Here is a 23,500-nt window from a genome sequence, read left to right on the forward strand (position 1 = left end):
AGCTAATTAGTTTAAGAATAGGATTAACCGCAATATAACATGGCTGAAGTAGTTAAAATGCCGAAAATGAGCGATACCATGACCGAAGGGGTTATCGCCAAATGGCACAAAAAAGTGGGCGACAAAGTCAGTTCTGGCGATTTGATCGCGGAAGTGGAAACTGACAAAGCCACGATGGACTTCGAATCGTACCAGGAGGGAACGTTATTGTATATTGGCCCGAAAGAAGGCGAAGCGGTTCCCATCGATGCGGTTATTGCGGTGTTGGGTGAAGAAGGAGAAGACTATCAGGCGTTGCTCAGCGAAGGTGGCAGCAGCAAAGCCGATACCGATTTGGATAAAGAGGAAGCTAAAACAGAGGAAGAGCCCTCGGAAAGTGACGATACGGACGTGAGTACCGAAGATATCAACGCAGAGGTCATCACCATGCCCCTGCTCAGCGATACGATGACCGAAGGGGTCATCGCCGAATGGCATTTCAAAGTGGGTGATACCATCAAAAGTGACGATGTGATTGCCGACGTGGAAACCGACAAGGCCACCATGGAAGTGACCGCTTATGCCGATGGAACGCTGTTGTATATCGGCGTCGAAAAAGGGCAGGCCGCGAAGGTAAATGATATCATTGCCATCGTAGGCGAGGAAGGCACCGACATAACACCCCTCCTTAAACAAAAACCTGGAAAAAAATCCGGTTCAGCCCCCAAAGCGGACGATACGAGTGTCAAGGCTCCCGTTTCGGAACAGCCGAAAGAAGTTGAAGCAGAAAAACAAGCAACCCACGATGATGACGCCCGCATAAAAGCCTCTCCCTTGGCCCGCAAAATTGCCAAAGATAAAGGGATAAGCCTTACTAATGTGAAAGGAACGGGCGACGGTGGCCGCATCATCAAAAAGGATGTCGAATCATATACACCCGCCGCACAGCCAGCGGCACCCGCAGCGGCCGCAGTGCCGGCAAGCGAAGGTGCAACAACGACCGTCAATATCCCGCAGTACGTGGGCGAGGAGCGTTATACCGAAAAACCGGTTACGCAAATGCGGAAAACCATCAGCAGGAGACTCTCCGAGTCGTTCCTCGTGCCGCATTTCTACCTCACCATCAAAATCAACATGGATAATGTCATCCCGGCGCGCGCCAAAATCAACGAAGTGGCCCCCGTGAAGGTATCCTTCAATGATTTGGTCATCAAAGCGGCCGCCGTCGCCCTGAAGCAGCATCCAGCCATCAATGCTTCTTGGCAAGGCGACACCATCCGCTACAACGAGCACGTCAATATCGGCGTTGCGGTAGCTGTCGACGAAGGGCTACTGGTACCCGTGGTACGGTTTGCAGACGGCAAATCCCTCTCGCACATTTCGGCGGAAGTGAAAGAGTTCGCACAACGGGCCAAGGCCAAGAAATTGCAGCCGGCAGACTGGGAAGGTTCCACCTTTACGGTGTCAAACCTGGGCATGTTCGGTATCGATGAGTTTACCGCCATCATCAATGCACCGGATTCATGTATTCTGGCCATCGGAGGCATCGACCAAGTGCCTGTAGTGAAAGATGGGCAGATCGTTCCGGGCAACATCATGAAGGTAACACTTACGTGCGATCACCGCGTGGTTGACGGGGCAACGGGAGCGGCATTCCTGCAAACGCTGAAGTCACTGCTGGAAGAGCCCGTACGTTTACTGGCGTAAGGAAAGAACAACAACAATATTTGAGAGGCTGTCTCATAAGTCGAGGCAGCCTCTTTTTTTGTCATTTTTACCTGTGTCCCCCTACAGGGGCACTTTCAAATATTCAATTCTCAGAGGTTCAATTTTACTTTTAAGACAACCTCTTTTATTGGGCTATGGCTGCCGTAGAATAAATCGAAACAGCCAACGTTATGAACGGACAAAAACAAATCGTGGAAAAATACATGGATGGCTTCCGTGCTTCTGACCACGATAAAATACGATCGTGTTTAACCGACGACGTCGTTTGGGAAATGCCGGGCGTTTATCTTCATCGCGGCAAACCATCATTTGACAAGGAGATTGAACATCTCCATGCCGACGGCCACCCCGGTATTACTATAACTCGACTTGTGGAGGAAGGGAACATCGTGATTGCCGAGGGGGCAGTAAAAGCAAAAATAAAGGCGTGATACCCCAACCGGCATTGTCAAAAAAAATCGCGCCTGCCGTGCAACCTTTTTACGTATCTTAACATCATAGTAATAAACACACCCCAAATTGGAGCGAACGGTTACGATAGAAAGTTTGTATGAAGGCTGCAAAGGCGGCAGCCGTCAGGCACAAGAGCAGCTGTACAACGCGTTGGCATCAAAACTATTGGGGGTGTGCATGCGCTACGCCACCAGCACTTTTGAAGCGGAGGACATGTTGCAAGCCGGTTTCATCAAGGTCTTCGGCAATCTGGGCAGTTACCGTGGCGAGGGCTCTTTTGAAGGGTGGATACGGCGGGTCATCGTTAACACGGCGATAGAAACGTACCGCCGGAATATGCGGGGTGGGCAACAAGTGGAGCTGAACGAGGTGTACGATGATGCCCAACAGACGTTCGCGATGGATAGCCTGGAATGCGAGGATCTACTCCGCCTTATACAGGAACTTCCCGATGGTTACCGTTTGGTATTCAACATGTATGCGGTCGAGGGGTTCTCACACAAGGAAATAGCAGAATCGCTACAAATCAGTGAAAGCGCGTCCAAATCGCAATTGTCAAGGGCACGAACGTGGCTGAAACAACGGATAAAATTAGTAGAAGGAGGTATCCATGAATCCAGATAAAAATAAGGAGTTTGACAAGCAACTGGCAGGTAAGTTCGACAACTTCAGGCCCGAAGTACCCCGTGACCTGTGGGGTAAGATAGCCTCCAAACTCGACCAGCAGGAGCAGCAGGATAGCACCATCCCGATAAAGCAACGTCGTCGGTTCCCCACTTGGTGGATATCGGTTGCTGCGAGTGTGTCGGTGGTATGTGCCATCGTGTATTGGTTTAACCGTCCGGTCACGGTAACCTACCTTCAAAACCCGGTGGCCCATCTGGAAAAACCGGAAACCCCCGCAGTCGAAAAGCCAGTTACAGTGCCCGCTCCAGAAGTAGAACCGTTGGATATCGACCGGCTGAAGCGGTTATTCGCCAAACGGAACCGCAAGTCCAAAAACGAAAACCAGCAGGAAATACAAGTACCTGAAACCCCGTTGTCTGACCGGACTGCAGGCACCATCGATAATCAGTCAGTAATCGTCGAAAACGCGATTCCACCTGCGCAGGCATTAGCGAAAAATGATGATCCGGCTACTCCGATATCTGTGGACCAAACACCTATCGGGGAAGCAGTGGCCGCAACCGTGCCCGACATCCAACCCCCCGTAGTGTTGGAAGACGAGGAAGAAACATTATTGGCCTCGACAGAAGCATCCAAACAACCTTTCGGGGTCAGCAACATCCTCAACTATGTGGTAGGTGCCGTAGACCAGCGTGAGGAAAAGCTGGTTACGTTCTCCAACGATAGCGAAGGCACGCTGAAGCTCGACTTTAACTTCAGCTTGGCAAAAAACAAGAAAAAACGGATAAAGTAAACACCCTTTAATATCAAATCAACATGAAATACATGAGCCTCACCCTATTATGCTGTGCCGCCCTACTGACGGCAACGGCACAGGAAAAAAAGAAAACGGATACGATCCGCATCAATCATAAGGGCGCGATGGATACGGTCATCATGGAAGACGTGGAAACCGGCGAGCGGCGGAAGGTACGGATCACTATCCCCGGCAAAGATGATGGAGTCATTACCATCGAAAAATCGGAGAAGACCTATGAATATAAAAGAGACGACGGTGCCAGCGATGATGAAAAAATAACCGTTGAGCGCCGACGTGGTGCAGCGCCCATCTACGACATCACCTTCTCGCGGATCGACCTCGGCTTGGCCAAACTAATCGATAACGGCAGTTTCACCCTGTCCGACAATAACCGCGATTTCAAATACCGCCCCGGCAAAACGGTCAATTTCGGGTTTGACCTGTTGCAGGCAGGCTATCGCTTCAATGACAATTTCCGGCTGTTCCTCTCCGCAGGATTCGACTGGACTTACATCCGCTTGCGGGAAAACATCGATTTCAAAGAAAATACCACGCCATTGGACTGGGATTATATTGACCGGAATGAGATTAACTACTCCAAAAACAAGCTCACCGCTACCTACCTGCGGTTGCCGCTCACGTTTGAGCTGCGGAGCAGGCATTACAGTGGCCTCGGCCGGCTACGGTTTGCTTTCGGGCCCGAAGGTGGTTTTTTACTTAAAGGGACGCAGCGGTTCAAGAGTGACGAACTCGGTAAGCAGAAGTTCAAAGACGATTATAACTTCACCCAATTCCGTTATGGGGCATTCGCACGCTTTGGGGTAGGTTCCTTCGGCATCTATGCTAAATATTACTTCAACGACCTGTTTGAAAACAGTCCGAACCAGGATGGTCTGCAGACCATGGCTTTCGGCCTGATGCTCGGATTTTAAATCATTGCGTTATATTTCGTAATTTTGTGCCGCCCCGATAACCGGGGCGGCTTCATTTATGGCAATACTCACTGCAAATGCCCCTTCTTGTTCGGTACCGGATGACGTACAGCGCACCGGCCTGCCACTTATCCATGGAGAGCGGGTGAGCCGTGCTTTCGCAGGGAAGGAGCCCATCGTAGCGATCAGTGACCTCTCGTTCGGTATCTCTGAGGGGAAGATCACTGCCGTCATCGGCGAGAGTGGCAGTGGCAAGAGTACGCTGCTGAAGCTCATCTATGGCTTGGTGGAGCCTGACCAAGGGGAAGTCCGCTACCGTGGCTGGAAGGTGCCCAATCCCCGCGAAAAACTGATCCCTGGCCATGATGCCATGCGTATGGTATCGCAAGGGTTTGACGACTTAAACACCTACGCGAATGTATGGGACAATGTGGCCTCCCAGCTATCCAATACCGATCTCGAAGGTAAATACCGGGAAACAGAGGCCAGTCTGCGCCGCCTACGCATCGGCCATTTGGCCAAGCAGCGCATTGCCGACCTGAGCGGCGGCGAGAAGCAGCGCGTAGCACTGGCCCGTGCCCTCGTCAATAATCCCGAAGTGCTGCTGATGGACGAACCCTTCAATCAGGTGGACGCCGCTTTCCGGGAAACCCTCCAGCGGGACATCCGCAACATTGTGGAGGAAACGGGACTTACCGTGGTGCTCGTATCGCACGATCCTGCCGAAGTGCTTTCGATGGCCGACGAATTAATCGTGTTGAAAAGCGGTAGGCTGAAGGCAACCGGCCAGCCGGCATACCTATACCAGCAACCACCGAACGCGTATACGGCACGACTGCTGGCGAAAAGCAACATCGTCGAAGCGGCCGAGGCCCGGCTATTGGGTATCGATACCGAAACGCCGGTAGCTATCCACCCCGAGTGGTTGTCGATCGCCGAGAATAAGCATGGGCGCTTTACGGTGCAAGACATCCAGTTCAAGGGTTTCTATCGGCTGATCACCGTACAACATCGTGCAATCACATTACACGGTATCGTAGACACCAAGCCAGACCTCGAAAAAGGCATGTCCGTGGACATCAGCGTCGACCGTTTCCACCCGCTCCCCGGTCATTCCTGACCGACCAGCAGTTCCCCGTTGTAATAGTCTACAATCCGCTGCCGGAGGTGCCATTGGTAGCGGGCGATGACGAGGTTGGCGTGCGCATTATCCATTTTATTCTTCGCAATCAGAAAGTCCACGGAATTGATCGCCCCGGCATTGAACCGCACTTCGGCGATGCGGAACGACTCTTCGTAATGGGCAACCTGTTCCACGAGGTTCTTATACCGCTCCTTGGCCGCTTCCAGGTTAAACAGCACTTGATGGGTAGTCTGTTGCAATTCGTTGCGGCGGCTCTGGGCCGCCTGTGCTGCATCCAAAACATTGAGTTTGGCCCGGGCTACGTTATTCCGCAGCTGAAACCGTGAGAAAATAGGGATAGAGAGTGAAAAGGCCAATGAGCGCCCCAGGTTGTTCTGCACTTGGTCATAATAACTGCCCATGCCATCTTTTGAGTAGTTGCTGGACAACCCTGCGCCCAATGATAAGGTGGGGAAATACGATGAACGGGCAGCCTTCAGTGAAAACTCGGCCTGCTTTTGCCAATGGTCCACAGCTTTGATGACACCCAGTCGTTCCGCGGCCGTTTGGTAGAGGGCGTCCGCACCCGAAACGGGTGCCTTCGGGAAGGGCAATGCTTGAAGCGGCATGATGGATACGCTTTCGTTATACGGCAGGTTCAGCAACCGGAATAGACCCAGTAAATTCTCGTTCAGGGTATTCTTCGCTGTGTTCAGGCTGTTGAGGTCGCTAGCATATTGTCCCTTGAGGTCGTAATAGTCGCCCGGGGCGATAGCTCCTTCATCGAAAAGTACCGTGCTGCGCTCCACCTGCCGTTGGGTCACCGCCACTTGGCTGTCGATCTGTGCCACCATATCCGTTGCCGTAAGCACATTGATATAGGCTGCCGTAACATCCAGCGCTACCTGCTCTTCCATCAACTGTTCTTCCAATTGCGTAGCGCGGTAGGCATGGGCTTGCTGCGTAATGTTGCGGAACATCCGCAACCCGTCAAATAAAATCAGGGAACCACTAACACGTTGGTCTCCGGATATGAAATTCTCTTCCACATATTGGTTGGTGGTAGGGTTAATGAAGCGCCCTTGGCTATAACTGTGGCTCATGCCTGCTTCCAGGGATGGCAATAGATTCTGCTTTGCCTGCCGCAGGTTGATGGCTTCGCCTCCCGTTCGGATGCGGCTTTGCTGTACATCGCGGTTAAATTCTAGAGCCAATGCGATGCTGCCTTCCAAGGTCAGGGTATCGGGAATAAGCATTTCCTGAGCAACGGCCGGTGCCGAAATCACACCAAATGCCGTAAATAAACAGACGATATAACGTATCGTTAACAACATGTCTTTTTTCGTTTTGGCACAACATTATCATAGTTTACGCCAAAAACGCAATCAACTGGCTACTAAGAGGTTGCAAAAGCTGAAATGACAGGTATTGTTCGTTTTCGGGCAGTGGGTGTTCGGAAACGGACAGTTGTCGACACCAAAAAACGGATAATGCCCCGAAAGACCTACAGTTGGTAGCATATTATTGTGGAGCGAGCTTTTTCACTGCGGCCATGTACGATGCACCGATGGGTAGTATGCTGCCGTTGATGGCAAGTTGGTGCCGTTCGATTTTCTCCACCTTGCCGATAGCTGCCATAAATGAGCGGTGGATGCGCACGAAACGATCGGCAGGCAATAATGCCTCGCATTCGGTAATCGTCATCCGGCTCAGTACATGGTTATTGCCCAGCACAAAGTTTACGTAATTCCCGGTAGCCTCGAGGTAATCGATGGCGTCGAAATCCACCTTCACTTGATCATATCCGGTTTTGACGAAAATATACGTCGGTTTGGCGTCCTTGCCCCGCAACTCCAACCACTCCTGGGCTTTATTGCAGGCTTTGAGGAACCGCGGCAACGAGAATGGTTTGAGTAGGTAATCCACGGCGTCCAGTTCAAAGCCCGCTACGGCATGTTCGGAGTAAGCAGTGGTAAAAACAACAAGCGGTTTCTTGCTCAGACTTCTGAAAAACTCGATACCCGAAATATCAGGCATCTTGATGTCGAGAAATAGAAGGTCCACCGGATGCTGCCGCAGGTAGTCCATCGCCTCAAAAGCGTTGGTAAACGAAGCCTGTAGGTCCAGGAAAGGCACCTTGGTAGCATGGCTACGCACCACATCAAGTGCTATCGGTTCATCGTCTACGGCAATGGCTGTAATCATCTTCAATACACCCTTCATCCAAAGATAGGAAAAATGTTGTCGCTTACAACTGTACCGTCAAGTGTACAAAATACTCTTGGGTAGTTTCGCGGATGACCAGTTCGTGTCGGTTGGGGTAAAGCATCGCCAGGCGCTGCTTCACATTGTCCAGCCCAATGCCCGAATGACGCTGTTCCGGATCGGTCTCCGGCTTGCGGTGGATGCTGTTGTGGACATCGAAGTACAGCCCCCCATCCGCTTCATAGAGGCTCACTTTTATCCACGACCGCTCGTTCAAACTGATGCCGTGTTTGAATGCGTTCTCCACGAATGGGATAAGCAGCATCGGAGCAATATAGGTGCTTTCCAATGCATCTTTGATATCACATTCTACATTAATATCAGGAGAGGTGGCGGTACGTAGCAGCTGCAGGTCGATATAATTGCGGAGGTATTCAATCTCCCGGGCCAATAAGATGCTGTCTTGGTTGTTTTCATGAAGCATGAAACGCATCATGTCGCCCAATTTCTGGATACCTGCGGATGTGCGCTCTGCATCTTCCTGCAACGCAGTGCCATACAGGGTGTTCAGGATGTTGAACAAGAAATGCGGGTTGATCTGCGAGCGCAGGAAACTCAATCCAGCTGACGTCTGTCCCAGTTCCGTTTGGAGATTTACCAGTTGACCAATACGTTCTTTTTGCCGCTGGTATACGAAATTGGCAAGTGGCAGCATGATGAGGTTGGTACAAATCCATAGCACGAAATACAAAGGCCCTGCAAAACCTGCAACGCTTAAAAAAAACAAGCCGAACGGAATAAAAGCAACAAAACCTAATCCGATGGCGATAAGCAAATACGAGATGAACGTATACCCCCTTTTCTCCTTCATGGGCAATAACCAGTACACATTCAACGCGAAGATAAGGTAGTTATAGGGGGCCGTACTCAGCCAAACTAACGCAACAGTCTCATCATTCGCCAATGATAGGCCAACGGCCAACAGCAGGAAAAATATCACCGTCCCTCCGCCTAAAACCACGAGGCTTTCCTTGGCAATACGAATGGCCAGGGTATTCTGCGTTTGCTGCAAGTAACGGATCAGCCGCTTAATACCTTCATAGACAAATAATAGCAAGAACACGAGCAATGCACCTCCCAACGCCCCGCCGCGTGTGAGATGGACAACAAAATGGCCGTCTTCCCAATGGTAATCGCGCACCCATATGCACATCGTGAGGCCCAACCAAACCAGAAAGAAGAGCAATAGGGTAAAGGCAATGCCCAGATCGATTTTGCGTTCCTTGAAAAATACGGGCGAAACCCATTGCGCAAATGCGAGGTACCCGCCATAGATTACAGTAGCATACCCGATCAACGAAACGACGTTACGGGTAACCCCGGCACGTCCCTGATTGCTAAAGATGAGCACGAGCGCAAAGAGGTAAATGCCCGTGGCCAAGATGGTTTCAATACGATTCAGCTTCATAACGAATTATTTTCCAGCAAAACACGCCAATCATTCAAAGGCTAGCAATCAAATGGGGTGAAATAGCCGACTGCTGTGATGAAATCCGCAGCTTACTATAGGTCGAGCCGTTAAAAATCTGAATATTCCGTGGGGTATAGGAAAATCTGCTGGTTGCGCGACACATTATTTTGGTATTCGGGTTTCGCCGAGAGTGTTTTCCAATAGTCGTCCTTTCCGAATGCCTCCCAATGTTCATCCCGTGACTTCCTATTTTCAAAGGTGGTAAGGTACATCAAGTTCGGCATACGGCTCCCGGCGATGACCTCTCCATAAAAGATAGCGTTAAACCCCAGACGCTTAAACAGGCCGACTTCGTCACCGCTATTGAACATATCCACTTTATTGCGATAATAAGATTCGGTGGGGCCTTCGTAACTCCTGAGTTCATATACCCGCTCGGATTTAGGGGAAGTAAGATTGGGAAGCTGGGCATGGGGGCTACCAATAAACGCATTCAATAAAATCGTTTCTATCCGCTCGTAAGGCGGGGTGTCGTAGAGTGCCCTTATGTAGGCTTCGCCTGCCTTTTGATACAACTTATCCCGTGCTAACACCCCATCCAATGCCGAAAATTGATCGTAGGAAGCATAGGGAATAAATACATAAACCTGCTGTTTGTCATTGCTTTGTGAGTCAACAATCGGCTTGAATACACCGACATTTGGGATACCTGCGCGATGCAGGGCAGGCAGGTACGCATCTCGTAAGAACTCATCCAACTGGATAGACTGTTGGGTATTCGCAAGATGGTATATTTTCAGTTGATAAAAATCGCGGGCTTGGGCCGACCCTATGCACAAACAAATAGCAATTGACAATAATAAACCGGCTCTCATTGAAAAATCATTAAATGAACAATAAAATAATCGCCCAAATTAAGCAGATTTATACAATATTGCTCAACCCACGCTTCTTTTAGTCCCAAAGACTAGCCTTTTGCCGGTCGATGCCCTCGCTTACTTTGGTGCCATATACGCCATCAACTATAGCGATTTCCGCATCGCGGTCCTTCCCTGAACGGTAGATATCTACGGATTGTTGATCTTTCAAAGCCATGTCGTAAGCATCACGGTCGCTCATCAACTTGACAAACACGGGCAGGCATTCGAAGAAAATGAAAAGCAACATGATGAACGTGATTGACCAATAATTGGAACTATTCACGCGACCATCGGGATAATACTTCAGGTCGCCCAAGGCTGCGTTCCGGTCTGCAAACCCTGCCCTGTTTACTACGCTATCCATTTGTGCTCCGGTCAATAATTGCGCATCCATCAACCCTTCGAATTGCTTGCGTTGCTGGATGAACGCCTCCTGCGCCGCAATAGTCGAGCGCAATGTATCGAGGTACTGCTCCTGTTTATCCAAGTCGGCCTGTCGCTGCTTGGCGTAAGGGCCATACCCGACAATCCCTGAGGTTTCCACACTCTTTTCACCGAAAGTTTCCATTTTGAGCTTTACACGGTCCGCCTTGAGCGTGGCCTCCACCGAGTCCCGCTCCGTTTTCAATTCGGTAATCTTGGCCATTTCAATAGCGTATTTGCTATCAAAGGCACGGTTGAGCGTATCGATACCGGCACGCTGCCGATTGAGATAGGTAATCCTCAACTGGTCGCGGATTTCCTTATCGAGCACTTTGATCTCCAACGGACGGGCGATAACGATACCGATAAGGACCGCTAATAGAATACGCGGGGTGGCTTGCAGGAATTGTCTGACCCCGGATGCGTTCTTGTTGATACTCGAGACAATATAACGGTCCATATTGAAGATGGCCAGCCCCCACAGCAGCCCGAAAAGTACGGCATATCCGATGGCACCGCCATCGCCGCTGAATACGAAATACAGGGCATACCCACCCGATAGGGCGGCAAAAAGCCCGGTGAAAAAAATCGTTGCGCCAATGCCTACATATTTGTTATGCTCGGCAGGGTATTTGGCCAATACGGACTGATGTGCTCCACTACACCACCAGAAAAATTGCGTCAGTTTTTCCATTTGCTCCCCCAATTTCGCTATATAAGCTTAAGACAACCTGAAAGCCAAATTGTTACGCATCGCCTTGCCATGGCCACAAAAATAAGTGGAGTGGGATGAGCTGACGACAATTAGGGACGAAAGCGCCCAATCGCGGGACGAAACCGGGGGTTTTGCACTTTGGTGCATGTTCCGTACTTTTGTCGGCAATGGATATGTTTGATGACCTATTAACGGCGTACCTGGAAAAGACTTGCGATCGGGAGCCTGCCCTGTTACAGCACATCAATAGGGAGACCTATTTAAAGGAAACCTCCCCACATATGCTCTCGGGTCATTTTCAAGGTCGGTTATTGGCTTTCCTGAGTAAATTGGTATCGCCCACCAGAATCCTTGAAGTGGGTACTTTTACCGGCTATGCCACGTTGTGCTTAGCGGAAGGTCTTGCCCAAGGGGGCGAAATCCATACCATTGATAATAACATCGAGCTGGAAGACCGGGTACGTGAATACTTCGGCCAGTCCGCTTATAACACTAATATCCATTATCACATAGGCGATGCGGCGGCCATCATCCCGACGATTGCCGGGCCACTCGATTTGGTCTTTATCGATGCCGACAAGAAAAACAATGGCACCTACTACGAACTTGCCCTTGAGAAAAGCCGGCGCGGTGGGTTAATCCTTATCGATAATGTGCTTTGGAAGGGAAAAGTCGTTTCGGAGGCCAACGACAGCCAAACCCAACAAATTACAACGCTAAACCATCAACTTGCCAACGATGAACGCATAGAAAAACTAATCCTCCCCGTTCGCGACGGGCTTTTCCTGTTGCGTAAACGATGAAGGACAAAAAAATGAGGAATGAGCGTACCGAACAATACCACTGCAATCGCCCTATGCCTAACCTCCTTGCTGATCGCCGTTTCGACGGTGAAAACCATTGCCCAACGAATCACGCCCCAGGCGTATATCGAACAACATAAGGCTGCCGCTATCCAGTATATGGAAGAATATGGGTGCCCCGCCAGCATCATCCTTGCCGTCGCCATGCACGAAAGTGCCCATGGAAACAGCAAAATCGCCCGGTACCTTAACAACCACTTCGGGATCAAAGGCCCCAACAACAGTACGGAAATCCGCTCGGCATACAAAGGGTATGGATCGGTGGAAGAGTCGTACCGGGATTTTATCGATTTCCTCCAGCGGAGGAAGAGTACCAAAGAGCTATTCGATCTATACGAGCCGCACGAGTATCGGAAATGGGTACAGGGCATCGCGCGGTCGGGCTACGCCCAAAGCACCTCGTGGTCATCGAAGGTCATCGGCATGATCCGTAAATACCGCCTACACGAACTGGACAAAAAACCTGAAGGAGGGGTAGTGGTGGCTGCCGCCGAGGCGGGGGATGATGTTACTTGGTATACGGTAAAAGAGGGGGATACGTTATATGACCTTGCGCGCGAGCATGGTACCACCGTACGTACTATCCAACGAGAAAACGGACTCACCGGATCGCGGTTGCGCATCGGCCAACAATTGATGCTATAATGAAGCAGTACTTATACGCATTATTGGCCATATTATCACTTACCTCGTGCCTTTCCAAGCAGGATGTTCTCCAAAAACCACGCGTAGCCAAGCGGGGGCAGCCCGTGCATCGTCCGCATAAACCACCACAAGCCACGAAACCTGGTAACGGGACCCCAAAAGCAACCAAACCCGCTACCAGCCTATCGGGTTTGGCGTATATTGAACGGTACAAAGATATCGCCATTGCCGAGATGGAAGAATATGGTATCCCAGCCAGTATCAAGCTTGCCCAGGCCCTGCTTGAATCGGGCAATGGCAATAGTACGCTTGCCCGCGAAGCCAACAACCATTTCGGCATCAAATGTACGCCCGAGTGGACGGGCGGGACAACCTATCATGACGATGACCGGCGCAATGATTGTTTCCGTGTGTACAAACGGCCTGAGGATTCTTTCCATGACCACTCGCAGTTCCTCTTACGGAAACGCTACGCTGCCTTGTTTGAGCTCGACAAGGACGACTACAAGGGGTGGGCACGCGGGCTTAAAGCTGCGGGCTATGCCACCAACCCGCGGTATGCGGATTTGTTGATTAGCCTGATTGAGCGGTATCAGCTGTATCAGTATGACCGCCCGGAAACAAAGGACCAGAAAAGCCACAGAGAGGCCATCGTGCAAACGGAAATCGTTGAAAATAAGGCTGGGGAAACAGCGGCAACCGAAACCAAGGCCTCGGTACGCATTGATATCCATGAAGTCAAACAAGGGGATACGCTGGCCGCTATCGCCCGAAAATACGGAATGGAAACGGCAGAGCTGATGGATCTCAACGGCCTCAAAACGGAATCGCTCTTCATCGGCCAGCTTATCTTGGTGTCACAATAACGTTTCGCACTTGCTAAATGATGTTAAATTTTTCGCCGAGTGCAAACTTAGCTGTAGTTTTACGACAGTGAAAAGTGTAGGTGTTTATTTCTGCGGACTACTGCTATGTACTTTGGCCCATTTTGCAACCGCGCAAACAACCATTGAAGGGATTGTATTTGACACCCATACCCAACAGCGCATTTCGCAGGTATACATTTACAATACGGCAAACGACTACGGGGCGTACAATAATACACGGGGCGAATTCCGCATGGATGCATCGCCCGGCGATATCCTGATCGCTGCCGCCAAAGGGTATTATCCTGACACGCTGGTTGTATCCGACAAGAAGGTTGTCCTCTTCCATATGGCTCGTTCGACGATATGGCTTGATGAGGTCTCTGTGATTGCCCGGCGCAGCCCCGAGGAGCGCCTCGAAGCGAACAAGCGCGAATATAGTACCGCATATATGAAAGGCAACGCGGGCTCTATTTTCTCAACAGGCCCCACGGGGGCGGGGTTGAGTATCGATGCATTGTATAAGTTGATCAGCCGCGAAGGAAAAAACTCACGCAGACTCCAAGAAATCATCGAGCGCGACTACCGGGAGTCTGTGATCGATTATCGGTTCACCCCCGAATTGGTGAGTAGTGTAACCGGTCTGCGCGGCGAAATCCTTATCGATTTCATGCGGCAGTACCGCCCCTCATATTTCTTTATACTAAGCTCGAACGATTATAACCTGGCATTTTACATTCGTTCTTCGTTAGTGCGCTATCGACAAAACCCGGCCGCTCGTAGGCTCCCTCCATTGCCAACTGTCGAGAAATAAGCACGCTTAAGTAAAAACAGCATGATATTTGTTAATTTAGCGCCAGCTATGAGACCACAGTTTTACTTTTTCGTGATTACCCTATTGGGTTGGGCGTCGTGGGCAGGTGCCCAGACCTATGATATCGATGAGTTGCGGCGCAAGCCCGACTCCAACAGCTTGAAGGTGGAAATACCCGAGCTCGAAATCCAACCGGTTAAGTTGCCCATGTCTGCATTGGACTTAAGGGTCATCTATTGGCGGCACTGGTCGTCATTCGGTATCAATGCCAATCAATCGTCATTCAGCGATAACTGGACCGGGGGGGGGGTCAATTCCATTTCGGTCGGTCTTTTGCTCAACCACAAATCGGACTTTACGCGCGACAACACGAATTTTGTTACCGAGCTGATGCTGCAATATGGGAAGCAGAAAAACAAAGACCAACAGCCCCGTAAAAACAACGACCGTATGTTTTGGGACAACAAGCTTTCGTTAAAAGTATCCAACAATTGGTCGCTGTTCATGTCGCTTACTTTCGAAAGTCAATTTGACATGGGTTTAAAGTACGGCAATGACAATGAGATCACGGATACCGTTTCCAACTTCATGGCCCCCGGTTACTTAACCGAGTCACTGGGGATTGAATATAAGCCCGACAATACATTTTCGTTAAGGATCGGTACCGGTACCGCCCGTCAAACTTTCATTTTGGACGAGCAATTGATACCCCGAAATGGCGAAACACGTTTTGGTGTAGAATCCGATCGACGTTTCCGCAACGACCTCGCTTTTCAGATCACGGCAAACTTGGACCGTAACATCGCACGCAACCTTAACCTCAAAAGTCGCTACAACCTATTTGCCAATTACGAAGAGCTCGGCGATCCTTCTCATCGGTTGGATGCTACCCTTACCGCCTCCGTTACCCGGCTAATCAACGTAACGCTCAGCGGCATATTACTGTATGACAGCCGGCTGCATGAAAATATCCAAACGAGCCAAACGCTGGCATTGGGCTTGCTTTATAAGTTACCGAGATAACCCATGCGAACAATGCACTTGCGCACACACAGCTTAACGATTGTGCTGCTCACCGGGCTGGCCTTTATGCTATCGACGTGCGGTACCAACCGGTACGCGAAGACCAACCGCGTATATCAAAAACAATTGAAAACACTCACCAAGCAAATGCGGGAACCATTGCCCTATGCTACGCCCCGTCTGATTACCACATACGATAGCATGGGAATGCCCGTGGTATCGGAAGACCCCGGGGCAACGGAAGAACGTTCGAGCTGGGTAGGAGCCATCCATTTCAATCTACGCAAGCCCAACTATGTGATTATCCACCACACAGCCCAAGATAGCCTCCAGCAAACCTTGCGTACATTTACGGTGCCACACGCCCAAGTGAGTTCCCACTATGTCATCGGGCGTGATGGTGAGGTGTACCAGATGCTCAACGATTACGTAAGGGGTTGGCACGCTGGGAGCGGGAAATGGGGCAGTGTAACCGACTTGAACTCGGTGTCGTTGGGCATCGAGCTCGACAACAACGGAAGTGAACCATTTTCCGAAGCGCAGATCCATAGCCTGCTCCATGTACTCGATACGCTGAAAAAGAAATACAATATCCCCACAGCTAACTTCATCGGCCATTCGGATATTGCTCCCACACGGAAGGTCGATCCCAGCGCCTTGTTCCCCTGGAAACGGCTGGCAGAACATGGTTTCGGCTACTGGCCGGGCGATTCATTGGCCGTACCGCCCGAGCACTTCAACCCGGTGGACGCGTTGCGTATTATCGGCTATGACACCAGCAACCTCGATGCGGCTATACGGGCGTTTAAGCTACACTTCATCCAACACGAGGTGAATGCCATACTAACAGAGGACGATATCTGCGTGCTTTATAACCTTTACCTTAACTATTGATATTGGATATATATCGGCTTCGGCGTAAGCGCTAACACTTCGGCCAATGTCATCATGCGGTGGGGCGGAGGCTTCAAGTCGTTTTTATAGAAAAATTTAAACCCGGTAAATTGGACCGGTTCGTTGGAGACATAGCGCCGATAGGTGTCTTTCTTCAAGGCCGGTGCCCCCCAACCGTCCATGTGGATGAGCAGCTGTACTTCAGGATGCAGTTTAATCTGGTTGTAATCTTTTATCATCCCCTGTGTAAACCGGTGTACCACGAGCACCTTCGGTGGCAGGTTGTGTGCGCGTACCAGTTCGGCAAGGTGTGTCGCAGCAGCATTGATATCAGCTGCCGTGAAGTGGCCTATGCGTTTGCCGGGGGGCACATCATCCTTCATAGAAAACTCGGGGTCTATGCCCAAATGCACATGCGACATACGCAGAAACGTGTCTAAGCGCGGAAGTTCGGCCTCCAAGGTGCTGAATCCCACTTGGATATCGAGGAATACGAGTGCGTCGCGCTTTTCCGCAATCCGAAGGATGGAGTCGATCTGGCTGAACGGCATGCGTGCGCGGTACTTACCGTCACGGCCGGCATTTCCCTGTGCGGTAACCGCAATATAATGCAACGCCGGAATAGCTTCCGTGGTTGTATCAGCGGCATTCCAGTTGGCCACCTCCTCGTCGAGCCTGCCCAACATGCTGTCCGGCGGCAGTTCTCCCAAAATACCCATTCTAGCCGAATAAAGATTGCCATAAAAGGCGACGATCCGTTTGTATGGTAAAATGGCCCCAGGCAACGGCATTGGCTGGTTGGCTACGGGCCAGCGTCCCGTTGTATCGCCTTCGGCAAGCGCGAGGAGTTTCGACCTGTAAGCCGCCTCGCCCTCTGCTACGCGTTGGAGGGGGGCTCCATCGTTATGTGCCACGGAGTCGTCCGCCGACGGCCGTGGGGCCACCGCTCCACCAAGCTCCCCACCATCCGTAAACTGACAAGCGGTGAAAAACAACGACAAGCCCAGCGTAATGGAAAACAAGATCAGATAACGCACGCGTACAGTATTCATCACCACAAATAAACACAAAAAAATGATACCCGCGGGTTGAAAATGAGGGTGTCTATTTTACGGTGGGGATGGATACGGCATACTGCTCGTATTCCGCCTGCTGCTGGTGGATGAAAGTGTTGCCTAACAATGAGCCTACCACCGCATCGCGCTCCGCCTCATTTTCATAAACCATCCGGCGGAACCTGTTCTGGTAGTCCTTCGCCCGCGTTTTATAGATCTCTTCACAAATCCACTGCTTTGTCAAGACACTTTCGTCAATCACTTGTTGGGCGAACACAGGTGTTACATCGCTGCGTTGCATACCCTTTATCTCAAGCAGCGACGCCAATGCATGTCCAAACTTATGGGCCGGGTAATGGCTGCTTAGCCGATGGTAGCATTGATGCACCGCTCCCCAGTCGTTCAGTTTACCCGCGCGGATTTCGTCGAGCAGCACATACAGATCGTGCTTTCGGACAAGCTGCCCACCCACATCTTCAAATTGCTCCCGCCGGCAAAGCGGGTCGTCCACAGGGTATTCCTCATTGAATTGGGCAAATGTGTGCGCATCGAAATATCGCTTCAGCTGCGTAGCCCCATAATAGACAATCATCCGCCGGTAGATTTGGTAGCCCTCGCGTACTTTGATAAGCACAACACGGCGTTTGGAATTTTCCACCCCTGACAAGTTAATTTCATGGGCGTGTAAATCAATGCTGTCATCACCGAGTATTTCACGGCCACGCTGGATACACTCCTCCGTTTCCGCAATCTCCGGAAAGAACGATTGGCCGACGGCCAATTCTATTTCGCGCAGGGCAGCGAACATCTCATTAACGGTGTCGGGTGCCAACACGGCATATTCGAAATATTGGTTCTTCAGCGAGCGGCGGTCACGGTTCAGAAACTTGGTGTTGTTGCGCATCAGCGCATACATGTTGTATAGAAACCAGTAGGCAGGTAAAACGACTAGCCGATCATTCGTCACATCGTTACTTACCATGGCAAAGGGTAGCCTGATATCCAATTCGTGCATGAAATCGCCTTTGGCAATGAGTGTATACGAAGCGAAACGCGAATTGTGTTTGAGGCTCACGCAGAGGCCAGGCCAGAAGCCCCGGCCGGCTACGATCTCGCCGTCGGCAGCCCGCGAGTTGTGGTTCGACCCTACGGTAGCGCCCGCGGCCATATTACTCTGTCCCATCACCAATGCGGCGCATAAGAAAGAATTGTTGTGGTGCTGCTCATGCGCCGGGAAGATGAGTGAGTTGAGCACCTCACAACAGGAGATAGTACTATTGTCGCCCAAAAATGAATTGATGAGTCGCGCACCATACTTCAACTGCGAAAAGGCAGAGAGTATAAACCGCACCGCCTTCACCCCATAGAAGATGCGGCATCCATGGCCCACAATCCCATTCACCAGTTCACAGCCTTCACCGATCTGTGTATAAGCCCCGGCGATGGAATTGACGGTCACATTTTTCAGCTTATTCACGCCCTTGATGTAGGCATCCGTCCCGATCCTGACATCCTTGAGGGTATCTGAGTTCTTAACCACCGTACGGTGGCCGATGGTACTGTAATACCCACGGCGGGTATCAAACCGGGCGAGTGTCATTTCACGGAACCGCTTTTGGAGTTGCCCGTCATGTCGATTTCGTGTCCATAGATACACATCCGAAGCCTGCATCCCATCAAATGGAAGCACGGCGCGGCCACCGTTCTCATTGCAGAGTTCCAATGCAATGAGGCTGCTCTCGGGGTCACCATCCTTGAGGATCCCGTTGCCGAATTTAGCATTGCTGCTGGTCTCCATTTCATTGATGTTGAATAAAACAACTTCGTCACCTAGGATAAAGTGCGCCATATAATGTACATTATGGATAGCGTTATATCCACCGATGTCGCTACTCACTACCACACTATTGTAGATGCCAATGGGGAGATGCAGATCGCGATAGTCGAGAAAACTAGCTTCCATGTCGCCGATACGTACACGCCCGTAAAACTTAGACCACTGTACCTGCTCCGGAATAAATCGGTCGGTTACCCATACATCCGCCCAATTGGGCGCATAGTTTCCGTTACGCACAAGTAAATCGATCTCGGGGGCATTGAGCGGTCGGTAGGCGTAGCTGGTCAACTGCTGCTGGTCGCGTAAATCATACTCATCTTTCCCTTCCGGCAGGTATTCGACTGGAATAAAGTCATACCCCAAGGTATGTAGTGATTTTCGTCTCGGTGTCATTGTCGGCAACTTATTTATATGCTTATGTGCCCATGCATCGGCGAGCACCTAAGAGGTACTACCGCTGGTTAAGCAACGGGGCAAAAATAGCATTTTTACCATCAATCAATCGATTGCGTTCAAGTTTTTGCTAATGCGGGGCGATGGAGGGGCATCTACAATCGGCGGGGCCGCCAACGGCAGGCTATAGCAAAACGAAGCACCACCCTCGGGGTTATTCGTCGCCCATATCCGGCCGTTCATCCTTTCGATCATTTCATGGCAGATAATCAACGCCAGACCGGAGCCACCAGTTGCCCGTTCGGACTGCTCCTTATCGAATAAGCGGGGCAATAAGTTTGGCGGGATCCCACTTCCCGAATCTGCAACGCGCACCATCGCATGATTACTCTCTTCCTCTTTGACAACGGAAATCACGATCCGCCCCCCATTGGGTGTATGGCGTAGTGCATTGCTGAGAATGTTACGGTTGACAAACAAAAGCATTTCACTTTGGGCAAGGACATCCATCGCCGCCGGGATGAAATCCATTACCACGATACCTTTCTGGTCGGCCACCAATTGATTGTATGCAAGGGCACCCAATATAACTTCCTTTAAGTTCACCGTTGATGGCGTATAGGCCAGACCCACGGTGTTCAATTTCATCCAGTGCACCAACCCATCCATTGCCTGCAGACTCGTACGGGCATTAAGACTCACCTGATCGAACACGTATTGTCGCTGGGAATCGCTCATCTGATCAACCATACCAGCCTCACCGAGCATCAGCATCGATGATAGCGGCTGCCGGAGGTCGTGCGAAATGATGGAAATGAGTTTTTGGTGGAAGGCATTATTGTCTTCAAGTTGCTTATATTGTTCTTCGAGTCGGGCGTTGATTTCCCTTTGGCGCTTAGCCAATCGGCGTTTATTGCGATATAAGCGGAACACGAGCAATGAAAAGCCCACGGCCAGCAGACAGATCACCCCCAATGATATACCCAGCGTCCTACGGGATCGCAACCGTGCTTCATCTGCGGCTACCTCCTGTTCCTTAAGGGCCAGCTGGAGAAAATCCATTCCCGTCTTTTGGTTTTCGAGCTCCTTATCCCGGCGAAGCTCCAATAGTTTCCGGCTATACACATTAGCCTGGACCGGTAAAGGCTGCACCTGCGACAATACCTGGTAGGCTTGGGCCATGGTTTGGAAATGCAGGCCCTCATAACCCGTCCTGTCGGCCAGTTCGATAGCCTGATCAAAGTAATGGATGGCACTATCGACAGCCATGGGTAGGAACATATTGGCCAGCTCCATATATGCCAGCGCTGTAAAATATTCATAGCCCGCCTCTTTCGTTTCCGCGATGACGGCGTGTTGCCGCGGGATGATCTCACGGGCAGGTATCCCGCTTCGGAAGCGCGTGGCATTACGCGCTAGCCGCGCGATGATCAGAAAACGCTGGTTTCCCTGCTTTTCAGCCAACCCTTCCGCTTCATCGATCAAGGGCGTTACGTCCGGTGGCTGCGGCGTGAAAGACTGGGCCAGCGCAAGGTTTAGCAGCACCAGCGGCCTGATTGAGTCTTGTACAAGGCTGCCACTCAATTCATAGGCTTTCCGGTACTGCGCGAGTGATTGGTCGAGCTTGCCTTCATAACTCAACAATACACCAATATTCATGGTCACTTCACAGATCTTCGGTTTGTTTCCCAACCGTTTGAAAATCGTTAGGGACTCGTTGATGTATTTATAGGCAAGATAAGGGTTTGCTTTTTCCTGGTAATAGAAGGCGAGGACATTGAGCGCTTCCGCCTCACCCGCTTTATCGTTGATGCGCTTGGCGAGGTCGAGGGCGCGTGCGCCGAAGTAATAGCAAGAATCCAACGATCGGTTGGAGTACAGCATACCCAATCGCGCATATATCGCTACTTGCTCCACACTGTCACGTAGAGCCGGGATGCGCGCCTTCAGTGCGGTGATATCTTTGATTTGAGCGTCCAGCGGACCACTCATTGCAACAACCATCGGCACAATACACGCTAGCTTTAGCAATAAGCGTTTCATTTACAGTGCCAAATATAAAAAATAGTTTAAAAAAACCAATAATAGCACTTATTTGCAACGGTAATTTGCAGAAATGGAAGAAAAGCTCCGCTTTGATACGGTATTATCAATTGATTTAACGCACTCGAACAAAAAACAAAACCAAACACCACCATATAATGTCGGCTTTCATGATAAAAACTGGTAACCTAACGTATGGGTGAAGAGCCTTTAATTATGAAAGGCACATATTCCACTTCCAAATTAGCATACACCACATTCTTGTACACTGTTCCCAAATCATTATAAGAGGTAGGAAAATGGTGGATTTCGGGGATTGATGGCCGGAAGGGATTGCGCTACCTTGGTCCGTAAATGACAAGTAAAAGAATCTTTCCTGCGGATATCGTGAAATACAGTGTGGAGCTGCATTACCAGCAGCGCCATACGACGAGCAAGATCATTTACCTCACGGTCTTGGTATTTTTTATCACTAGCCTTATTTCTTTGTTCTTTATACAGGTGGATGTCAGCGTAAACAGTATGGGCATGCTGACCGCTGCAACCGAACGCAACATCGTAAAAACACCGGTTAGCGGTCAAGTGAAAGAGGTTTTTGTTACCGAGAACCAGCGGGTCGCCACGGGAGATATATTGGTCACGTTGCAGGCCGATGAATTGGAACAGCAATTGGATTATCTTGCCTCGCGTCGGCGGGAACTCGACCAGCAGGCAGATGATTTGCGCCAACTGCTGACGATCACTTTCACGCCAACTGCAGGAGCTTCCGAATACGACGGCGGAACGTTAGCGAACGCAACGGCCGTGAACGGTACGACCGGCACGCCGGCAGCATCCCGTCTACGTACCCCATTGTACCGGCAACAATATCATGTATACCGTCAGCGGATCGATCAGGCTCAACTGACCTTTGCCAACGAGCAAACCCGATATAATCGGCAAAAACAGCTTTTCGACAAAAAAGTTGTCTCGTCCGCCGAATTCGATCAATCGAGGTATGATCTCCGAAATGCCCGGAATCAGTTGCAGCTGCTGTATGACGAACAGCTTAGCGCCTGGCAGGAAGCTTTGTATACGGTGGAAGAAAAGATACGTGAACTCCATGCACAACAACAGCAAGATGCTAACCGGAAAGAAGCCTTCTACACCGTAGCCGCTGGAGTCGACGGAACGGTGCGGGAGCTAAGCGGTGTTCGCCCAGGCAGTTTCGTAACCCAGGGCGAAGTGTTGGGAGAAATTTCCCCGGATTCTGGTCTTGTAGCAGAAATACACGTGCCGCCGCGCGACATCGGATTACTTCGGACCGGAATGCAAGCGCGGTTCCAGGTGGATGCCTTTAACCACAATATCTGGGGCTTTGCGCAGGGAAACATCGTCGATATATCCAATGATGTTTATATTTCTGAAAATGGGGTGCCTGTTTTCCTCGTCAAATGTCAGCTTGATACCAAAAAACTGCATCTGCCTAATGGATACGAAGGCACGCTTAAGAAGGGGATGGGTGTCCAGGCCCGCTTTCTGGTGGCTCGTCGAACACTTTTTCAACTACTAACTATATGACGACGTGAGCGATTGGATCGACCCCGCCGGATAATATCCTTTTTTAGCAACACGCGGTAAATAAGTCAAATGAAACAAATAGCCATTAAACAACACGATATAACCGATTGCGGTGCCGCCTGCTTGGCATCG

The 23,500-nt window shown here is 50.6% G+C and carries 21 protein-coding genes; 13 read left to right on the plus strand and 8 right to left on the minus strand.

What is annotated here, in order from left to right:
• The first annotated feature begins 39 nt into the window (after positions 1-39).
• The 6 genes from ACO1NT_RS07480 (at position 40) to ACO1NT_RS07505 (ending at position 5,638) form a co-directional block, all read left to right on the plus strand.
• Entirely contained in the window at positions 40-1,686 is a 1,647-nt protein-coding gene (locus ACO1NT_RS07480) for a pyruvate dehydrogenase complex dihydrolipoamide acetyltransferase (RefSeq protein WP_449047890.1), read from the plus strand.
• A 191-nt stretch (positions 1,687-1,877) separates the two neighbouring features.
• Positions 1,878-2,138, plus strand: coding sequence for a nuclear transport factor 2 family protein (locus ACO1NT_RS07485; RefSeq protein WP_449047892.1), 261 nt, complete (start codon positions 1,878-1,880; stop codon positions 2,136-2,138).
• Between the two features lie 88 nt (positions 2,139-2,226).
• A complete protein-coding gene (locus ACO1NT_RS07490) occupies positions 2,227-2,784 on the plus strand; it encodes an RNA polymerase sigma factor (protein ID WP_449047893.1) in 558 nt (185 codons plus the stop codon).
• Positions 2,771-3,580, plus strand: a complete 810-nt coding sequence (locus tag ACO1NT_RS07495) for a hypothetical protein (RefSeq protein ID WP_449047894.1) — start codon at positions 2,771-2,773, stop codon at positions 3,578-3,580. Before ACO1NT_RS07490 ends, ACO1NT_RS07495 begins: the two co-directional genes overlap by 14 nt.
• A gap of 23 nt (positions 3,581-3,603) precedes the next feature.
• Positions 3,604-4,518 (plus strand): outer membrane beta-barrel protein, encoded by a 915-nt coding sequence (locus ACO1NT_RS07500; RefSeq protein ID WP_449047895.1) that lies wholly within the window; start codon positions 3,604-3,606, stop codon positions 4,516-4,518.
• Positions 4,519-4,576: 58 nt separating this feature from the next.
• Positions 4,577-5,638, plus strand: coding sequence for an ABC transporter ATP-binding protein (locus tag ACO1NT_RS07505; protein WP_449047897.1), 1,062 nt, complete (start codon positions 4,577-4,579; stop codon positions 5,636-5,638).
• On the opposite strand, the gene ACO1NT_RS07510 is transcribed toward ACO1NT_RS07505, so the two are convergent.
• The 5 genes from ACO1NT_RS07510 to ACO1NT_RS07530 form a co-directional block, all read right to left on the minus strand.
• Positions 5,629-6,975 carry a TolC family protein gene (locus ACO1NT_RS07510; protein ID WP_449047898.1) on the minus strand — a complete coding sequence of 449 codons (1,347 nt, stop codon included), beginning with the start codon at positions 6,973-6,975 and terminating at the stop codon, positions 5,629-5,631. The two genes, ACO1NT_RS07505 and ACO1NT_RS07510, sit on opposite strands and share 10 nt — an antisense overlap.
• A gap of 187 nt (positions 6,976-7,162) precedes the next feature.
• On the minus strand, positions 7,163-7,864 hold the full coding sequence (locus ACO1NT_RS07515) for a LytR/AlgR family response regulator transcription factor (RefSeq protein WP_449047899.1): 702 nt from the start codon (positions 7,862-7,864) through the stop codon (positions 7,163-7,165).
• A 25-nt stretch (positions 7,865-7,889) separates the two neighbouring features.
• Entirely contained in the window at positions 7,890-9,314 is a 1,425-nt protein-coding gene (locus ACO1NT_RS07520; protein ID WP_449047900.1) for a sensor histidine kinase, read from the minus strand.
• A 110-nt stretch (positions 9,315-9,424) separates the two neighbouring features.
• A complete protein-coding gene (locus tag ACO1NT_RS07525; protein ID WP_449047901.1) occupies positions 9,425-10,192 on the minus strand; it encodes an NIPSNAP family protein in 768 nt (255 codons plus the stop codon).
• Between the two features lie 79 nt (positions 10,193-10,271).
• A complete protein-coding gene (locus tag ACO1NT_RS07530) occupies positions 10,272-11,354 on the minus strand; it encodes a DUF4407 domain-containing protein (RefSeq protein ID WP_449047902.1) in 1,083 nt (360 codons plus the stop codon).
• Positions 11,355-11,542: 188 nt separating this feature from the next.
• Between ACO1NT_RS07530 and ACO1NT_RS07535 the strand changes: the two genes are divergently transcribed.
• From ACO1NT_RS07535 to ACO1NT_RS07560, 6 genes are all read left to right on the plus strand, one after another.
• Positions 11,543-12,178, plus strand: coding sequence for an O-methyltransferase (locus tag ACO1NT_RS07535; RefSeq protein ID WP_449047903.1), 636 nt, complete (start codon positions 11,543-11,545; stop codon positions 12,176-12,178).
• An 18-nt stretch (positions 12,179-12,196) separates the two neighbouring features.
• Complete coding sequence (locus tag ACO1NT_RS07540; protein WP_449047904.1) at positions 12,197-12,883, plus strand: glucosaminidase domain-containing protein; 687 nt, start codon at positions 12,197-12,199, stop codon at positions 12,881-12,883.
• Entirely contained in the window at positions 12,883-13,749 is an 867-nt protein-coding gene (locus tag ACO1NT_RS07545; RefSeq protein WP_449047906.1) for a glucosaminidase domain-containing protein, read from the plus strand. Before ACO1NT_RS07540 ends, ACO1NT_RS07545 begins: the two co-directional genes overlap by 1 nt.
• Before the next feature lie 67 nt (positions 13,750-13,816).
• Complete coding sequence (locus ACO1NT_RS07550) at positions 13,817-14,563, plus strand: hypothetical protein (protein ID WP_449047908.1); 747 nt, start codon at positions 13,817-13,819, stop codon at positions 14,561-14,563.
• 48 nt (positions 14,564-14,611) lie between these two features.
• A complete protein-coding gene (locus tag ACO1NT_RS07555) occupies positions 14,612-15,586 on the plus strand; it encodes a DUF3078 domain-containing protein (RefSeq protein ID WP_449047909.1) in 975 nt (324 codons plus the stop codon).
• 3 nt (positions 15,587-15,589) lie between these two features.
• Positions 15,590-16,480 carry an N-acetylmuramoyl-L-alanine amidase gene (locus ACO1NT_RS07560; protein ID WP_449047910.1) on the plus strand — a complete coding sequence of 297 codons (891 nt, stop codon included), beginning with the start codon at positions 15,590-15,592 and terminating at the stop codon, positions 16,478-16,480.
• On the opposite strand, the gene ACO1NT_RS07565 is transcribed toward ACO1NT_RS07560, so the two are convergent.
• The 3 genes from ACO1NT_RS07565 to ACO1NT_RS07575 all read right to left on the minus strand — a co-directional run bounded on the left by ACO1NT_RS07565 (position 16,474) and on the right by ACO1NT_RS07575 (position 21,808).
• Complete coding sequence (locus ACO1NT_RS07565; protein WP_449047911.1) at positions 16,474-17,532, minus strand: hypothetical protein; 1,059 nt, start codon at positions 17,530-17,532, stop codon at positions 16,474-16,476. The genes ACO1NT_RS07560 and ACO1NT_RS07565 overlap by 7 nt on opposite strands.
• Positions 17,533-17,584: 52 nt before the next feature.
• Positions 17,585-19,765 carry a DUF4954 family protein gene (locus ACO1NT_RS07570; RefSeq protein ID WP_449047912.1) on the minus strand — a complete coding sequence of 727 codons (2,181 nt, stop codon included), beginning with the start codon at positions 19,763-19,765 and terminating at the stop codon, positions 17,585-17,587.
• 105 nt (positions 19,766-19,870) lie between these two features.
• On the minus strand, positions 19,871-21,808 hold the full coding sequence (locus ACO1NT_RS07575; RefSeq protein WP_449047913.1) for an ATP-binding protein: 1,938 nt from the start codon (positions 21,806-21,808) through the stop codon (positions 19,871-19,873).
• A gap of 354 nt (positions 21,809-22,162) precedes the next feature.
• Here ACO1NT_RS07575 and ACO1NT_RS07580 point away from each other — a divergent pair, with 354 nt between their 5' ends.
• The gene (locus ACO1NT_RS07580; protein WP_449047914.1) at positions 22,163-23,368 is read left to right on the plus strand and encodes an HlyD family secretion protein; all 1,206 of its coding nucleotides are present in this window, start codon (positions 22,163-22,165) and stop codon (positions 23,366-23,368) included.
• Positions 23,369-23,500 lie beyond the last annotated feature (132 nt).

This window comes from Parapedobacter sp. (assembly GCF_053550995.1).

Bases quoted from the DNA above. Each gene is read 5' to 3' on its own strand.
- ACO1NT_RS07480 (WP_449047890.1), top strand. From the start codon at position 40: ATGGCTGAAGTAGTTAAAATGCCGAAAATGAGCGATACCATGACCGAA.
- ACO1NT_RS07485 (WP_449047892.1), top strand. From the start codon at position 1,878: ATGAACGGACAAAAACAAATCGTGGAAAAATACATGGATGGCTTCCGT.
- ACO1NT_RS07495 (WP_449047894.1), top strand. From the start codon at position 2,771: ATGAATCCAGATAAAAATAAGGAGTTTGACAAGCAACTGGCAGGTAAG.
- ACO1NT_RS07500 (WP_449047895.1), top strand. From the start codon at position 3,604: ATGAAATACATGAGCCTCACCCTATTATGCTGTGCCGCCCTACTGACG.
- ACO1NT_RS07505 (WP_449047897.1), top strand. From the start codon at position 4,577: ATGGCAATACTCACTGCAAATGCCCCTTCTTGTTCGGTACCGGATGAC.
- ACO1NT_RS07510 (WP_449047898.1), bottom strand. From the start codon at position 6,975: ATGTTGTTAACGATACGTTATATCGTCTGTTTATTTACGGCATTTGGT.
- ACO1NT_RS07515 (WP_449047899.1), bottom strand. From the start codon at position 7,864: ATGAAGGGTGTATTGAAGATGATTACAGCCATTGCCGTAGACGATGAA.
- ACO1NT_RS07520 (WP_449047900.1), bottom strand. From the start codon at position 9,314: ATGAAGCTGAATCGTATTGAAACCATCTTGGCCACGGGCATTTACCTC.
- ACO1NT_RS07525 (WP_449047901.1), bottom strand. From the start codon at position 10,192: ATGAGAGCCGGTTTATTATTGTCAATTGCTATTTGTTTGTGCATAGGG.
- ACO1NT_RS07530 (WP_449047902.1), bottom strand. From the start codon at position 11,354: ATGGAAAAACTGACGCAATTTTTCTGGTGGTGTAGTGGAGCACATCAG.
- ACO1NT_RS07535 (WP_449047903.1), top strand. From the start codon at position 11,543: ATGGATATGTTTGATGACCTATTAACGGCGTACCTGGAAAAGACTTGC.
- ACO1NT_RS07540 (WP_449047904.1), top strand. From the start codon at position 12,197: ATGAGCGTACCGAACAATACCACTGCAATCGCCCTATGCCTAACCTCC.
- ACO1NT_RS07545 (WP_449047906.1), top strand. From the start codon at position 12,883: ATGAAGCAGTACTTATACGCATTATTGGCCATATTATCACTTACCTCG.
- ACO1NT_RS07555 (WP_449047909.1), top strand. From the start codon at position 14,612: ATGAGACCACAGTTTTACTTTTTCGTGATTACCCTATTGGGTTGGGCG.
- ACO1NT_RS07560 (WP_449047910.1), top strand. From the start codon at position 15,590: ATGCGAACAATGCACTTGCGCACACACAGCTTAACGATTGTGCTGCTC.
- ACO1NT_RS07565 (WP_449047911.1), bottom strand. From the start codon at position 17,532: ATGAATACTGTACGCGTGCGTTATCTGATCTTGTTTTCCATTACGCTG.
- ACO1NT_RS07570 (WP_449047912.1), bottom strand. From the start codon at position 19,765: ATGACACCGAGACGAAAATCACTACATACCTTGGGGTATGACTTTATT.
- ACO1NT_RS07575 (WP_449047913.1), bottom strand. From the start codon at position 21,808: ATGAAACGCTTATTGCTAAAGCTAGCGTGTATTGTGCCGATGGTTGTT.
- ACO1NT_RS07580 (WP_449047914.1), top strand. From the start codon at position 22,163: ATGACAAGTAAAAGAATCTTTCCTGCGGATATCGTGAAATACAGTGTG.